General features: G+C 64.8%; 14 protein-coding genes. 4 read left to right on the top strand and 10 right to left on the bottom strand.

The window, feature by feature from the left end:
- Positions 1-27 precede the first annotated feature (27 nt).
- A complete protein-coding gene (locus X907_RS11175) occupies positions 28-642 on the top strand; it encodes a glutathione S-transferase family protein (RefSeq protein WP_127568014.1) in 615 nt (204 codons plus the stop codon).
- On the opposite strand, the gene X907_RS11170 is transcribed toward X907_RS11175, so the two are convergent.
- The 6 genes from X907_RS11170 to X907_RS11145 are packed head-to-tail and all read right to left on the bottom strand — an operon-like array spanning position 639 to position 5174.
- Positions 639-995 carry a HepT-like ribonuclease domain-containing protein gene (locus tag X907_RS11170; RefSeq protein ID WP_127568012.1) on the bottom strand — a complete coding sequence of 119 codons (357 nt, stop codon included), beginning with the start codon at positions 993-995 and terminating at the stop codon, positions 639-641. The genes X907_RS11175 and X907_RS11170 overlap by 4 nt on opposite strands.
- Positions 988-1281, bottom strand: a complete 294-nt coding sequence (locus X907_RS11165; RefSeq protein WP_127568010.1) for a nucleotidyltransferase family protein — start codon at positions 1279-1281, stop codon at positions 988-990. Before X907_RS11165 ends, X907_RS11170 begins: the two co-directional genes overlap by 8 nt.
- Positions 1282-1322: 41 nt before the next feature.
- Positions 1323-1679: a HepT-like ribonuclease domain-containing protein gene (locus X907_RS11160; RefSeq protein ID WP_127568008.1), complete on the bottom strand. Its 357-nt coding sequence runs from the start codon at positions 1677-1679 to the stop codon at positions 1323-1325.
- Complete coding sequence (locus X907_RS11155) at positions 1672-1959, bottom strand: nucleotidyltransferase family protein (RefSeq protein WP_127568006.1); 288 nt, start codon at positions 1957-1959, stop codon at positions 1672-1674. The genes X907_RS11160 and X907_RS11155 overlap by 8 nt, the downstream gene beginning before the upstream one ends.
- A gap of 48 nt (positions 1960-2007) precedes the next feature.
- The gene (locus X907_RS11150; RefSeq protein ID WP_127568004.1) at positions 2008-2961 is read right to left on the bottom strand and encodes a hypothetical protein; all 954 of its coding nucleotides are present in this window, start codon (positions 2959-2961) and stop codon (positions 2008-2010) included.
- A 5-nt stretch (positions 2962-2966) separates the two neighbouring features.
- Positions 2967-5174, bottom strand: coding sequence for a prolyl oligopeptidase family serine peptidase (locus X907_RS11145; protein WP_127568002.1), 2208 nt, complete (start codon positions 5172-5174; stop codon positions 2967-2969).
- A gap of 95 nt (positions 5175-5269) precedes the next feature.
- Between X907_RS11145 and X907_RS11140 the strand changes: the two genes are divergently transcribed.
- From X907_RS11140 to pdeM, 3 genes are all read left to right on the top strand, one after another.
- Entirely contained in the window at positions 5270-7762 is a 2493-nt protein-coding gene (locus tag X907_RS11140) for a ligase-associated DNA damage response DEXH box helicase (RefSeq protein ID WP_127568000.1), read from the top strand.
- A gap of 136 nt (positions 7763-7898) precedes the next feature.
- Positions 7899-8537 (top strand): CatB-related O-acetyltransferase, encoded by a 639-nt coding sequence (locus tag X907_RS11135; RefSeq protein ID WP_127567998.1) that lies wholly within the window; start codon positions 7899-7901, stop codon positions 8535-8537.
- A 53-nt stretch (positions 8538-8590) separates the two neighbouring features.
- Complete coding sequence (gene pdeM, locus X907_RS11130; protein ID WP_233352324.1) at positions 8591-9271, top strand: ligase-associated DNA damage response endonuclease PdeM; 681 nt, start codon at positions 8591-8593, stop codon at positions 9269-9271.
- A 233-nt stretch (positions 9272-9504) separates the two neighbouring features.
- Here the strand turns inward: pdeM and X907_RS11125 are convergent, their stop codons facing one another.
- The 4 genes from X907_RS11125 to X907_RS11110 are packed head-to-tail and all read right to left on the bottom strand — an operon-like array spanning position 9505 to position 14938.
- Entirely contained in the window at positions 9505-9987 is a 483-nt protein-coding gene (locus X907_RS11125) for a DUF3429 domain-containing protein (RefSeq protein WP_170175543.1), read from the bottom strand.
- Between the two features lie 11 nt (positions 9988-9998).
- Positions 9999-10802 carry a TIGR02186 family protein gene (locus X907_RS11120; RefSeq protein ID WP_127567994.1) on the bottom strand — a complete coding sequence of 268 codons (804 nt, stop codon included), beginning with the start codon at positions 10800-10802 and terminating at the stop codon, positions 9999-10001.
- Entirely contained in the window at positions 10799-11740 is a 942-nt protein-coding gene (locus tag X907_RS11115) for a sulfite exporter TauE/SafE family protein (RefSeq protein ID WP_127567992.1), read from the bottom strand. The genes X907_RS11120 and X907_RS11115 overlap by 4 nt, the downstream gene beginning before the upstream one ends.
- Positions 11741-11749: 9 nt before the next feature.
- Positions 11750-14938: a peptidoglycan-binding protein gene (locus X907_RS11110; RefSeq protein ID WP_127567990.1), complete on the bottom strand. Its 3189-nt coding sequence runs from the start codon at positions 14936-14938 to the stop codon at positions 11750-11752.
- Between the last annotated feature and the right edge of the window lie 71 nt (positions 14939-15009).

Below are 15009 nucleotides of genomic sequence, written 5' to 3'. Positions count from 1 at the left end.
CATGCCTGCTTTTCAAGGAAACACCTGATGAGCCTTGTCCTCCATCACCTCAATGCCTCGCGCTCCCAGCGCATTATCTGGCTATTGGAGGAGCTGGGCCTGCCCTACACGCTGGTGCGCCATGAACGTGATGCGCAGACGCGGCTCGCCCCGCCGGACCTGCTGAAAGTTCACCCGATGGGCAAGGCGCCCCTGCTGGAGCATGAAGGGCAGGTGATCGCCGAAACGGGCGCGATCGCGCAGTATATTCTTGCCGTGTTCGACACTGAGCACCGCTTGCATCCCAAGCCCGGGCGGCCCGAATTTGCGCGCTATCTGGAATGGATGCATGCAGCGGAGGGCTCGCCCTTCCTGCCCGGCCTGATCCTTGTCTTCACCCGCGCCACGGGCTTGCAGGATTCGCTGCTGGCAGCCTGGATGACGGGCGAGCGCGACAAGGCAACGGCCACTATCGAGAGCCATCTTGCCCGCCACACCTGGTTTGCGGGCGATATGTTCACGGCTGCCGACTGCCTGATGGGCTTCCAGCTTGATGGCATGGAGAAGTCCGGCCTGCTGGACAACGCGCCGGCTACGAAAGACTGGCTGAAGCGCGCCCATGCCCGTGAGGGCTATAAGCGGATGATCGAGCAGGGCGTTTAGGGGGCCGCGGCAAGCAGCGCCTGTAGCTCCGTTTCTAGCGGTTCCAGCCGTGCGGTTACGAGGTTCCAGAGCAATACCGGATCGACGCGGCCATAGTGATGCGCGAGGATATGTCGTGTCCCGACGATTTGTCCCCAAGGGATACCGGGAGCCTGCTGACGGATGTCCGCCGGGACATGACGGGCTGCTTCTCCGATCACCTCCACACAACGTGTGACGGCATGTACGGTTTTCAGGTCCGCGCAGAAGTCGTCCCGGTCCATGTCTTTCACATGAAAGCGGGCATAGCCTGCATGCTCGATCATGTCGGCTACGAGAACTTTCCAGTCGTGAGACTTACCCCGTTCAGGCATCGACCAGACTGTCTTGAATACGGTGTGCCATCCGCGGTGACAGGGAGCGTGGCGTCAGCAGGTCCACAGAGCAGCCCAGCCGCTTTTCCAGCTCAAGGCGAATGCCGGAGAAACTGAAGAGGTCCGGCGCACCGCTTTCTGCAAACTCCACCAGCAGATCGACATCGCTGTCGGGGCCGGCCTCGTCGCGGGCGTGGGAGCCGAACACGCGCACGCGGATGATGCCATGGTCTTCAAACCATGGTTTCAGCTCCCGCAGGCGGGCCAGAAGCTCATCGCGTTTCATGGGCGTTATTGTCTCACTGGCACCGGTACGCGGCAAGGCGTTTAGGGGGCTATGGCCAATCCGCTTTTTCGGATCGCTGCTTCGAGCTCAGGAAGGTCGTCGGCCGCGGTCCGCCAGACAGCCTCCATATCGATTCCGAAATAGCCGTGGACAATGCGGTTCCGCATGCCCCGAATATCGGGCCAGGGCACACCGGGAATTGCTGATAGCGTCTCTGGCGAAAGCTTGCCCGCGGCCTCGCCTATGGTTTGCAGCATGTGCAGCATGTGCAGCAGGGCGCGCTGGGCGAACGGGTCAGCGCTAAAGGCGTCATAGCCCATCGACTGGGTGAGCTGGCACGCTAGCGCGATCTCATCAAGTATGTCGTTTAGCCAGTCGCGATCACTGCGTTCAGGCATCGACAGCTTCTGCGGCAATATGGGCGCGCGCGCGCGGCTTCAGGCCACGCTCGGTTGCAAGGTCGACCGGGCAACCGAGTTCATTTGCAAGCGAACGCTCGATCCCGATCATGCCGATCAGGCTGGGTGTTTGAGCAAACTCCACCAGCAGATCGACATCGCTGTCGGGGCCGGCCTCGTCGCGGGCATGGGAGCCGAACACGCGCACGCGAATGATGCCGTGGTCCTCAAACCACGGCTTCAGTTCGCGCAGGCGGGCCAGAAGCTCATCGCGTCTCATGGACGCCATTGTTCCACTGACGGGCAGTGGCGGCAAGACAAAGCCCGCCTACCGCCCTGCCGAGGTGGCGACGACCGCTGTTGTTGCGCTCGTGATAGCGATAATCGCCATCGTCTGTGCGGCGATCATGGCCGACATGGCCGCCAGTGCGCCCAGCGAGCCATCCGTGCGTTCGCCAAGCCAGACAAGCTGGGCGAGGCGAAGCCGCGCCGCCCCGGTCTGCGGCACTTTGGAGAGCGCTTCCATGTTCGCCTCGATCACGGGCAGATCAGCGGGCGTGACGCCCTGGGCGGCCCATTCCATCCAGATATGGTGATTGCCGGTATAGCGAATTTTGCGGTGCGCTTTCACAGCCTCGCGGAGGGCAAGAAAGCGGCTCAGCACCTCGTTGGCCGGCTGCTGGTAAAGCACGCTGAGGCGTGCGCCTTCGCGTTTTAGTCCGCGCGCCGCCTGGTCCGCTTCAAACACCGCCATGGCCGCTTCGCGCTGGCGCTGGACGTTGTCGCCACTCTCATCGCGCGCAGCGTGGGAGGCGGCAAACAGATCCGTCACCTCCGGATTGGCCCGCCACCATGAAGGCAGGATGGCCTGCTTGATCGAGAAGAACCGCCTGACAGCTTGCGCGGACGTGGCATCTGCGAGTGTCAGGACCAGTGCGGCCCGGCTGCCACCCTCATGGAGCTTGCGCGTGCGGGAAGCCTTCTCGTCCTCGCGCAGGGCATCACGTACCTTTAGGAAGGCCTGCGCGGTCTTGCCATGGCTTGCCAGCAGGGCTGCATAGATCCAGAGCAGGTCGCCCGTTGGCGCACGCCAGCCGCCCAGGCTGGATTTTAGCGCCTCCCGGGTCAGTTGCATGTCGGCAACGGCTTCATCTGTCTGAGCCTGTGAGGGCGTCAGCGCATAGGCGGCGAACCAGGCGGCAGCATTGCCCGGCCCGCGATTTACCGCCTTCACCGCGTCATGGATTGCCTCAAGGCGTGCGAGGGCATTTGTCTGTTCCATCCTGGCTATTCCGTTCGTTGTGGCTGGCTCAGGTCCAGTCCGGTGTGGAAGGCGATAAAGGCCCATTTGTCGGCCGTTTCCTGGATCAGCATGGAGACCGGGGTGCCTGCGCCGTGTCCGGCGCGGGTCTCGATACGGATGAGGGTGGGCGCATTGCCGGTATCGGTGGCTTGCAGCGCCGCGATGTACTTGAACGAGTGGCTGGGAACCACGCGGTCATCTGTATCGGCGGTCGTCACCAGCGTCGCCGGATAGCCTTCGCCTTGCGGTATGGTGTGCAGCGGCGAGTAGGCGTAGAGCACGTCGAACATATCCGGGTCCTGCGGGCTGCCATAGTCCGACACCCAGAAGCGGCCTGCGGTGAACTGGTTGAAGCGCAGCATGTCCATCACGCCCACGCCCGGCAGGGCGGCGGCAAACAGGTCCGGGCGCTGATTGGCGACGGCGCCGACCAGCAGCCCGCCATTGGAGCGGCCTTCGATGGCGATATTGGCGGGGCTTGTCCAGCCCAGCTCGATCAGGTGCTCGGCGGCATTGATGAAGTCGTCATAGACGTTCTGCTTGTTGGCGAGGCGGCCGCCATCATGCCAGTCGCGGCCATATTCCGAACCGCCGCGGATATTGGCTAGCGCGAACACGCCGCCCATCTCCATCCATTGCAGACGGCGCACATCAAAGGCGGGCGTCATCGGGATGTTGAAGCCGCCATATCCGTAGAGCAGCACAGGGCGCTCGCCATTGGGCGTCACATCGCGGTGGTGGACCACATACATCGGCACCTGCACCCCGCCCGTGCTCTCATAGAATACCTGGCTGACTTCATAGTCATCGGGATCAAAGGTGAGGGGTGCTTCATGGAAAAGGGTGCTCTCGCCCGTTTCCACATCATAGCGATAGACCGTGCCGGGCCGGTTGAAGCTGGTGAAGCTGTAGAAGGTTTCCGGGCTGTCCGGGCGGCCATTGAAACCGCCAGCGACGCCAAGGCCGGGCAGTTCCACCTCGCGCACCTCATCGCCCTCCAGCGTATGAACGCGCACGACCGAGCGCACATCCTCGAACGTGCGCACGATCAGGTGCCCGCCGACATGGCTGGCCGCCGAGATCGGGAAATCGCCTGCCGGGACGATGTCGGTAAGGGTTGAGGGATCGGAAAGATCAACCGCGACGATGCGCTGGTTGGGCGCATCAAGATCGGTCATGAAGAAGAAGGTCTCGCCATCATTGCCGACGGGCGAGTGGTTATTGTCAAACCCTTCAAAGATCGCCACCGGCTCGGCGTCTTCATCGGTCAGGTCGAGGATATGGATGGCATTGCCGTCAGTGCCGGCGGAGGAATAGATGAAGAGATAGTCGCCATCATCGCTCACGCCTGCGCGCCAGCTGACTTCCGGGTTTTCCGGATCGGCCATGATCTGGCGGTCTTCGCTCTGGCCGGTGCCCAGCGCGTGGAAATAGATCGCCTGATCCATGTTCAGCGAGGTGAATTCCTCACCTTCGGCCGGCTGGGGATAGCGCGAGTAGAAGAAGCCCGATCCATCCTTTGCCCAGGACAGGTTGGAAAACTTGATCCACTCAATCCGGTCTTCCAGCATCTCGCCGGTCTCGACATCGATCACTTGCGCGATGCGCCAGTCAGAGCCGCCATCTTGCAGCATGTAGGCGACGTAGCGGCCATCCGGGCTTGGCCAGGTGCCGGCCAGCGCCACCGTGCCGTCTTCTGACAGCGTGTTGGGATCGATCAGGATACGGCCTTCGCCGTCCAGCCCGTCACGGACCATATAGACCGACTGGTCCTGCAGGCCGTCATTATAGGCGTAGAAATACAGCCCCTCGCGCGCCGCAGGCGTGGACAGGCGCTCATAATTCCATAGCTCGCGCAGGCGCTCGGCGATCATGGGGCGACCGGGCAGGTTTTCCAGATAGCGGTTGGTCACGGCGTTCTGCGCCGTAACCCATGCGGCCACCTCCGGGCTTACCCGCACATCCTCTTCCAGCCAGCGATAGGGGTCGGCGACTTCGACTTCACCCCGGGATGCGGACTGATAGGTGTCGATCTGTTCCACGGTGCGCGTGGTCGGGTAGTTGAGGCGCTCTTGCGTGTGCGCCGCGCCGACGACAACCTCGCGGGCATCACCGTCTCCTGTGGCGACCTGATCGCCGCAAGCGGCCAGAACCAGCATGCCTGCCAGCGGAAGAAGAGTTGCACGCTTCATGTTGCGCTCCTGGATGATGACTGTCTGGTGCGGAACCTAGGCAGGCAGGGTGAAATTGTCGACCGGAAGCGGCATTGGTTCTATCTGTGGGGGACATGGATAATGCCTCTCCCGTTCCCGGCCTGCCGCCGCTTTTCGACCGCTGGTTTGCCAGCCGGGGCTGGCAGCCGCGCGCCCACCAGCTGGCCATGCTGGAGGCAGCCAAAGCAGGCGAAGATGTTCTGCTGACCGCGCCGACAGGCGGCGGCAAGACGCTTGGCGGTTTCCTCCCCTCGCTGATCGAGCTGGCAGGGATGGTCGAGGGCGCGGGCAAGGACCGGCCCCACGCCCTGCACACGCTCTACATCTCGCCGCTCAAGGCGCTCTCCCAGGATGTCGCGCGCAATCTGATGGTGCCGGTAGACGAGATGGGGCTCAAACTTCGCATCGAGACGCGCACGGGCGACACCCCGCAATCGAAACGCGCCCGTCAGCGTGCTGCGCCGCCCGACATATTGCTGACCACGCCCGAACAGCTCGCGCTTTTCGTGGCGCAGGAAAATGGCGCGGCGTTCTTTGCCGACCTCAAGGCCGTAATCGTGGATGAAGTCCATGCGCTCGCCCCGCAAAAGCGCGGTGATCTGCTGGCTCTGGGTCTCGCCGCGATCAGCCATTATGCGCCCACTGCGCGCCGTATCGGCCTTTCCGCGACGGTGAAGGATGTGGAGGGCCACGCACGCTGGCTGTCGCGCGATCCGCAAAGCCTGAAGCTCGCCACCCGCATCGTGCGCGGCGCTGCGGGGGCTGAGCCTGAGGTGTCTATCCTTACCCCCGATGCGCGCATCCCCTGGGCGGGCCATATGGGCCAGCACGCCATGGAGGGCGTGTATGAACTTCTGAAAACCGCGCGCACCGCGCTGGTCTTCGTGAACACGCGCTCTCAGGCCGAGTTCGCCTTCCAGCAGCTCTGGCGCATCAATGAGGACAACCTCGCCATCGCGCTCCATCACGGCTCGCTCAGCGTCGAGCAGCGCCGCAAGGTGGAAGGGGCGATGGCGGCGGGAAAACTGCGCGCGGTGGTGTGTACCTCCACGCTCGATCTGGGCATTGACTGGGGCGATGTGGACCTAGTGGTGCAGCTCGGCGCGCCCAAGGGTACGTCGCGCCTGATCCAGCGTCTGGGCCGGGCCAATCACCGTCTCGATGAAGTGTCACGCGCCGTGCTGGTGCCCACCAACCGGTTTGAACATCTTGAGTGCCTGTCGGCGCGCGATGCCGTGGCCGAACATGCGCTCGATGGCGAGCCGCTAAAGAGCGGCGCGCTCGATGTGCTGGCCCAGCACGTGATGGGCCGCGCCTGCGGTGATCCGTTCGAGGCGGACGCGCTCTATGCCGAAATCTGCCGCGCTGCGCCCTATACCGGCCTGCCGCGCGAGACGTTTGACCGCGTGCTGGAGTTCGTCGCGACCGGCGGCTACGCGCTTGGCAGCTATGACCGCTTCTGCCGCATCGTGAAAGGGCGGGACGGGCTGTGGCGGGCGCGCGACCGCAATGCCGCCCAGCGTCACCGGCTCAATATCGGCACTATCGTGGAAAGCCCGATGCTGGATGTGCGCGTGGTCAGCGCGCGCAGCGGTGCGAAAAGCCTGCGCGCCGCCGGTCCTCGCCTAGGCCAGCTGGAAGAATGGTTCGCAGACCAGCTCAGCCCCGGCGACACCTTCCTTTTCGCCGGGCAGGTGCTGCGCTTTGAAGGCACCAGCCAGACCGATCTCTTCGTCAGCCGGGCGAGCGGTGAAGACCCCAAAGTCCCCTCCTGGCAGGGCGGGAAATTCCCGCTGTCCACCTATCTGGCGGCGCGTGTGCGCAAGCTGGTCAGCGAGCCGGAGCAATGGCCGAAACTGCCAGATCAGGTGCGCGAATGGCTGGAGATGCAGCAGCTTCGCTCGCGCCTGCCACAGGCTGACCGCCTGCTGGTGGAAACCTTTCCGCGTGCGGGCAAGCACTATCTGGTCTGCTACCCGTTCGAGGGGCGGCTGGCGCATGCGACGCTGGGCGTTTTGCTGACCCGCCGGCTGGAGCGGCTGGGGCTGAAACCGCTGGGTTATGTCGCCAACGAATATGCGCTCTCGGTCTGGGCGCTGGAGGATATGGCAGGCGTGGATTTCGCTGCGCTGTTCTCGCCCGATCTGATGGGTGATGATCTCGATGCGTGGCTGAATGAAAGCGTGCTGATGCAGCGCACTTTCCGCCATTGTGCGCTGATCTCCGGCCTGATCGAGCGCCGCCATCCGGGGCTGGAAAAGACCGGCAGGCAGGTCAACTTCTCCTCCGACCTCATCTACAACGTGCTGCGCGAGCATGAGCCTGACCATATCCTGCTTCAGGCGGCCTGGGCCGATGCGGCGACGGGCCTTCTGGACATTCGCCGCCTGTCGGACCGGCTCGCCGCCATTGAGGGCCGGATTGATGCAATTTCGCTGGAGCGCATCTCGCCGCTGGCGGTCCCGGTCATGCTGGAGATCGGGCGTGAGCCGGTCTATGGCGAGGCCCATGAGGCCATCCTGGAAGCCGCGTCCGAAGACCTGATCGAGGAGGCGGCAAGACCTTGACGCTGTGCCTGCGCAGACCGACAATAGGCCTATTATGAACTAGCACCTTTCAAGGCGCGCCCTGCGCCCTCTCCGCCCAAACTGGCAATAGAGACGCCCCGCCATCTGGCGCGCGGGCGTGAAAGGTGACTACCCCATGCATGGTCCTGATCCGATGAACCCGCACCCGATGGCGGGATTTGACCGCGTCTGCTTTCTCAAACCCGTCATCACCCGGCCCAATATCGAGGTCGGCGACTACACCTATTATGACGACCCGGACGCGCCTGAAGAGTTCGAGAACCGCAACGTCCTCTACCATTACGACTTCACCGGCGACCGGCTGGTCATTGGCCGCTTCTGCGCGATTGCCACCGGCGTCACCTTCATCATGAATGGCGCGAACCATGCGCTCGATGGCATCTCCACCTATCCCTTCCAGATATTCGGCGGCGGCTGGGAAAAGGGCTTTGAGGAAAGCTCCCTCGACAGCGGATACAAGGGCGACACGGTCGTCGGCCATGATGTCTGGATCGGCCGCGGGGCGGTCATCATGCCGGGCGTGCGCATCGGTAATGGCGCCATTATAGCCGCGCACAGCGTGGTGACCCGCGATGTGCCCGACTACGCCATCGTTGCGGGCAATCCGGCAGAGCTGAAGAAGAAGCGCTTTGACGGCGCCACCATCGCCGCGCTGTTGCGGATCAGCTGGTGGGACTGGCCGGTGGAGAAAATATCATGCCATATCAATGCGCTAAGAGCAGGCGATGTGCGCGCCCTGCAAGAGGCGGATTGACGAACGGATGGGGAACGCGCTTGTCTGGGCAGATGCTACAGGCTGCCGCTCCCATGGTTCAGCATATAAACGTCAACGGCGTGCCGGTGCTCGCCGATGTGTCGGGCGTGGCGTTCGTGGAAAGCGCGTCGGCATTGATCGTCGCCGATCTGCACTTTGAGAAGGGATCATCCTTCGCCGCCAAGGGCGTGATGCTGCCGCCCTATGACACGCGCGCAACGCTGGCCCGCCTCGCCGATGCGATGGTGCGCGTGCAGCCGCGCACGGTCATCGCGCTCGGCGACAGCTTCCACGACCAGACAGCCGAAGCGCGCATGCATGGCGAGGACGAAGCCTTCCTGAAGGATCTGGTGGCTTGCGTGGAGCGCTGGGTGTGGATTGCCGGCAATCACGATCCTGCGCCGTCACCGCGCTATGGCGGAGAGCTGGCGGGGGAGATGGAGCTGGACGGCCTCACCCTGCGCCATGAGCCACGTGAAGGCGCGTCACCCGGAGAGGTGGCGGGCCATCTTCATCCTTGCGCGAAGGTCTCCCACAAGGGCCGTTCGGTCCGCCGCCGTGCCTTTGCCAGTGATGGCAGCCGCCTCATCCTGCCAGCCTTCGGCGCCTATACGGGCGGGCTGAATGTGCGTGATGATGCCTTTGCGGCGCACTTTGAGCGCACGCCCGATGTCTGGATGCTCGGCCGGGACCGGGTCTACCGCGTGACGGGTAAAAGCGTGCTGGGGGATTAGAGGTTATCTTTTAGTGATGCTCCGCACATCCGTGCGTCGTGCCTCGCATTAGCTCGGGCGCGCGTTCGCGCTTGCGGCGCTGCGCGCCGGGGAGCCAGGACGGCCCCATCAGGGGCCGCAAGGCCGACCGGCCGCCCGCGACTTTTCGCGGAACATCGCAACGTGGATGCGTTGCGGAACAAAAAAGAGACTGGGCACCGGCTTGCGCCGGTGAAACGCGATGTGTGTTGCCCCTACATCGCCCGTATGGCCAGCGCTGCGCCAAGCCCGATCACCGCGCCCAGCGTCAGCACCAGCCGCAAGGGCAGATACCAGCGTGGCAGGGTGCCGCCGCGCACCGCGCCGCGGTCCCACAGATACTGGATGACGAAACCGGCAATCAGAATGCCCCATCCGGCCAGCTCGGTATCAAAGGGCAGGTCAGGCCGGTTCCAGACCTGCAGGAGCACCGCAAACCAGCCCGACAGCGAGAGCAGCACAGCCAGCAGCAAAACGCCGGTGCGCGGCGCATCGGCGCGCAGCACGATCTCGGTGGTCCAGCGCCCGCCCGCCAGGAAGGACAGCACGACAGCCGCATAAATCGGCAGGAAGTTTGCGGCCTGCAGCCCTGCCTGGCCGCCCAGCGCGATGCCGAATGCGCCGGCGAAGAACGGCACCAGACCGGCAAATCCGAGAAGAAGCGGGGTGCCGGGCGCTTCGCTGAGCTGTCTGAGCATGGTCGGTATTCCTATCTGCGGCGGAAGACTTCTGCCGCGCCCCATCCTGACAGGAGCGCGATGATGACGGCAATCATGCCATAGAGCGGCGCGTGATCATGCGCAAAATCATACAAGGCCTGCTCGAACCCGGCCTTGCGCACCTCCAGCGTCGTCCGGCGGCTGGCGATGGGTACGCCGTCACGGAACAGGTAGATGTCGAGCGCATACTCGCCCACCGGGGTTACGGGTGGCAGGCGCACATCGGCGCGGAACAGCCCGCCATCGAGTATCTCCACCCCGCCGGGGGATTCCACGTAGAGGCCGTCGCGCGCCCGGTTGCGCACCACCGCCCGGCGGTAATCGACGATTTCCGCGCCCAGCTCCGTGACCACCACGCCGCCTACGCCAAAGCGCGTTTCCTCGCGTTCATGGGCGGGCGCAGACAGGCGCAAATGCTCCATGCCGATGGCTTCGCGGCGCAGTGACGAGAAGGTGGCGAACTGGCTTAGCGAGCGGGTGGAGGCAACGGCGTAATACCCGTAGATGTTTTCAAAGGCGATGGGCGCCCGGTTGATCCAGATGCCGAGCGTGCGGATCTTGCGCATGACGCGCAAATCCTCCTGCGGCCCGCGCACAACCACGACAATGTCGTCGCCTTCGGCAAGGCCGGTGACCGCGCCATAGACCAGAAAGTCTGCGCCGGAGAAATTGGAGCGTATCTCCACCACTTCCTGGGTGAGGGCGGCCACGATGCCGACGGGCTGTATCTCATCCTCCGGCGCGGCATGGGCCGTCCCGGTAATCAGCAGCGCCATGAGCAGAAAGCGGATCATGACGCGGCCCTTCCGGTGGTCTCCATCAGCTCGAACATATCGACCGGATCGGACACCAGATCGAAGGCGAGTTTGAGGCAGACCGCCAGCACCATAAGGGCCAGCGCTGCGCGTAATTCCTCTGCCCGGATGCGCTGGCCCGCACGGGCGCCAAACTGCGCGCCAATGACGCCGCCAACGATCAGCAGGGCCGCCAGCACCAGATCGACCGTCTGGTTCTGGGCCGCCTGCAGGAAGGTGGTCAGCGCTGTGACAAACAGGATCTGGAAGAGGGATGTGCCGATCACCACCGAGGTCGGCATGCGCAGGATGTAGATCATCGCCGGCACCATCACGAAGCCGCCGCCCACGCCCATCAGGGCCGCCAGCAGGCCGACCAGTGCGCCAATGCCGATGACCGGGATCAGGCTGATATAGAGGCCGGAGACCGGAAAGCGCACCTTGAAGGGCAGGGCATCTATCAGGCCGCGCTTGCGCCGCTTCGGACGCGGCGTGATGCCCGTCTTGCCCTGCCGGTAGCGCCGCCAGAGCGCGCCTGCGCTCTCCACGAACATCAGGCCGCCGATAATGCCGAGAAAGCCGACATAGCACAGCGAGATGACCAGATTGATCTGGCCGGTGGCCTGCAGGAAGGAGAACAGCCAGACGCCGCCGACCGACCCCACCACACCGCCTGCCAGCAGGTAGAGCCCCATTTTCAGATCAAGGCTCTTGCGCCGGAAATGGGCAATCGCCCCGGAGGCCGATGAGGCGACGATCTGGTTGGTCTGTGTCGCCACCGCTACCGGAGGCGGGATGCCGATAAAGATCAGGACGGGCGTCATCAGGAAGCCGCCGCCAACCCCGAACATGCCGGAGAGGAAGCCGACGGCGAGGCCAAGGCCCAGTATCAGGAAGATATTTACCGAGACTTCCGCAATGGGAAGGTAGATGTCCATCGCCCCGCCCTACCGGGACGGGCCGCGCTCGAGCCGGGCAACCAGAGCGGTGTCTATCGCCCCGCTCGCTTCCAGTCCTTGCGCGCGCTGGTATGCCACCACTGCCTCGCGGGTTTGCGGGCCATAAGCCCCGTCAGCCTGACCGGAACCATAGCCCATGGCGAAAAGCAATTCCTGCGCCCGGGCGATCAGGCGCGTGCCTGCACCCTGTTCCCAGGTCTGGGCGGGGTAGCGTCCCTGCGCTTGTGGATCCAGGGTGCGCGGTGCGAAACCGCGTGCAGCGTCTTCCGCAGCGGCACGCTCTTCAGCAGAGAGTTCACGGCGCAGGCCGGCGGCGCGCTCGGAGGCGGCACTGTCTCCGCCCGCTGCTGCGATGAGGAACCAGGCATAGGCGTCAGCGGCGCTTTGCGGCACGCCAAAGCCTTCTTCAAACAGCAGGCCGAGATTGAACTGGCTGTCGCCCATGCCGTGCAGGGCGGCCTGTTCAAACCAGCGTGCCGCGGCCTGCTGGTTGGCGGGGGTGGGGGGCTGGTTCACATAGGCGACGCCTGCCTCGTACATGGCGCGCAAGTGACCGTTTTCTGCAGCACGCACCATCCACTGGCGCCCGGCATCGGGGTCAGCGGTCACACCTTCGCCGCGCTCCAGCATGCGGCCATAACGGAACTGGGCGTCGGGCACACCTTGCTCGGCGGCTCTGCGGATCAGCGTAACGCCGCCTTGCGTGTCCCCTGCCTCAAAGCGCTGGAGCGCCAGCTGATAGCGGGCAACCGGATCACCGGCGGTCGCTGCTGCCTCAAGGGTAAGCGGCGTGTCGGGAAGCGTGTTGGCGGCAGGCTGGACCACTGCCGGGGCTTCTGCCTGCTGCGTGGAAGGCGAGGGGGTCTGAACGGGCCGCGCCGGAGCCGCGCTCACCTCGACCGGCGCGTCCAGCGCGTCTGCGGGCGCGGCCTCGCCGCTGCTTGCTGATGCGCTCTCGTCTGCGCTGGCAGGTTCTGCCGGAGCGGTCGGTTCGGTGCGCACATCGGCAAACAGGCTGGAGAGCGCTTCGGCCGAGATGTCGCTCTGCGCGGTTTGGGTTCCGCGATTGAAGCCATCGGTCAGGACGAAGGCAGCAGCGGCCCCAAGCGCCAGGAAGCCCAGAAGGCTCACACCGGCCAGCAGCCAGCGGCTGCGTGAGCCTTCGGGCTGAGGCGCTTGTGCGGCCGTATAGTCATAGCGCGCCGGATCCGAGCCGCCTGTACGGATCTTGCGCCGGGCGGCGGACAGGAATTCAGCGTCGGCAGTGGCGCCAAGCACCTGGGCGGCGCGTGTGCGGCGCGCAGGTTCGGGCATGGGCGCTGGCCGGGGTGCTTCCTGCCAGACATCTTCCTCGCCGCTGTCTTGCGCGGATTGTTCAAACTCCTGGCGCTGCGGGCCGGTCAGCGGGTCTTCCACCGCGACGACGAAGCTGCCAGCGCCGCTAATGGCAAACTCGCCCTGCAGGGCTGCCTCGCGCTGGCCGGGCGGGGGCTTGAGCGGGCTTGCAAAACTGTCGGCTTCCGGCGCGGGTTCGCTGGCGCTTTCGGCCCGCTTTTCAAACGCAGCGGCGGGCATTTTGCGCCGCGGCGGTTCATGCAGCGCGTTCTGCTCGATGGCTTCCAGCCGCTCGGCCAGCGCCGTCATGGCCCGCTGAACGGGCGACAGGGCTTCTGACGTTTCGGTGCGGGCCGCGTCGAGGCGCGCATGCACGCCCTGCATGGCCTCGGCTATGCGTGCGGCAGTGCGCTCCTCGGAGGCGGCGATGCGCTCCTGAAGCACATCGTCGTCTGACCGGGCGCGGCCATTGGCATCGAGTGTTTCGACCACGCGGGCCATGCGTTCGCCTGCTGCCTCCAGCGCTCTGGCAGAGCGTTCCTCGGCATTGCTTACTCTTTCGGCCAGGGTCTCGCCCAGCTTTGCCACCTGTTCGCCGATCTGCCGGACAGCATGACTGCTTTCCCGGCGCACATCGTCAAGACGGCTTTCAATATCGGCCTGATTGCGAAGCTGGCTGCGGCGCTGCTCCTCTTCGCGCAGGCGCGCTTCCATACGGCTTTCATTGTCCGTGAAGCGCCGGTCAATGGCGCGGGCAAGGCGCGATACTTCCTGGCTGATGCGTGCCAGCGTATCGGCCTGACGCGTTTCTGCCGCAGAGAGGCGCGCTTCAGTGGCCTGCAGGGCCTGCTCGAAACGCCCGCCCTGACCACCGGAGCGGGCCAGCGCATCAAGCTGGCCGGCAAACTCGCGGCGCGTATCACGGATCACTTCGGCAAGCTCGGTCGCGAGCCGGTCAAAGCGCTGCTGGAACTGTTCCTGCGTCATGGCAGAGCCGCTGCCCTGCTCCAGCTGGGCAAGGCGCGCTTCGAGACGCTCATGGGACTTGGCCAGCGCATCGGCGGCCTGGAAGGTCGCGCTTTCCGCTGCCACCAGACGGCGCTGCATGGCCCGGGAGCCGTCATGCACGCCTTCCAGCGCGCTGGTCATGTCCTTGTGGCGCTGCTCCACAAGATCACGCAGTGACTGCTCCTCGGCGCGCGTGCGCCGCTCGGCCTCGTCGATACGTTCGGCCAGCGTGCGGATCGACTTTTCCGCGCCGTCCTTGCGGCGGTCCTCACGGTCCAGCAGGCCGTCAATCTCGGAGCGGAAATCACGTTCGGTTTCATACAGCCGCGCAGCCACCTTGCCGAGCGCGGCTTCGACTGCGCGTACCGGCGCAGTATCGCCGCTGCCGCCATTGCGCTCCAGCTTGCGCAGCCGGTCCATCAGCTCGTCCTGGCTGGCACGCATGCGGGTGAGGGCGGCCTGGGTGGATTCTTCCTCGTCCTCCAGCCCGTCCTCGATACGCTCCAGACGCCGGGCCAGACCGTTTACTGACTGATCGACGCCCGAAATGGCCAGTTGCGCGCGCGATTCAGCTGCCTCGATGCGGGCGCCCAGCCGCGCGATCATTTCGTGAAGATCATCATCGCCGCCGCCGCCAACACCGTCGGGCGATGCAGTAAAGCCGGGAAAGGCGCTCAGCCGGTCCGACCAGTCACTGGACAGCGGGCCGTCTTCAAGGATGACGCGGTTCAGCCATTCGCCAAGCGTCATGCCTTGGCGGCGCGCAGCTGTCTTGGCCATCGCCCGCGCGCGCGGGTCGATGCCTTTAACGCTCCAAGGTGTCCCGGATGTCATCCGACTCACGCGCTCCCGACCCGATAGGGCGAGGGTAGCGGAACGGTTAATATTGTGTAAACAGGATCGCT

This window comes from Glycocaulis alkaliphilus (assembly GCF_004000605.1).
Lineage (GTDB): Bacteria > Pseudomonadota > Alphaproteobacteria > Caulobacterales > Maricaulaceae > Glycocaulis > Glycocaulis alkaliphilus.
Note: the sequence above shows the minus strand (reverse complement) of the source record. Positions and strands in the feature narration are given on the sequence as shown.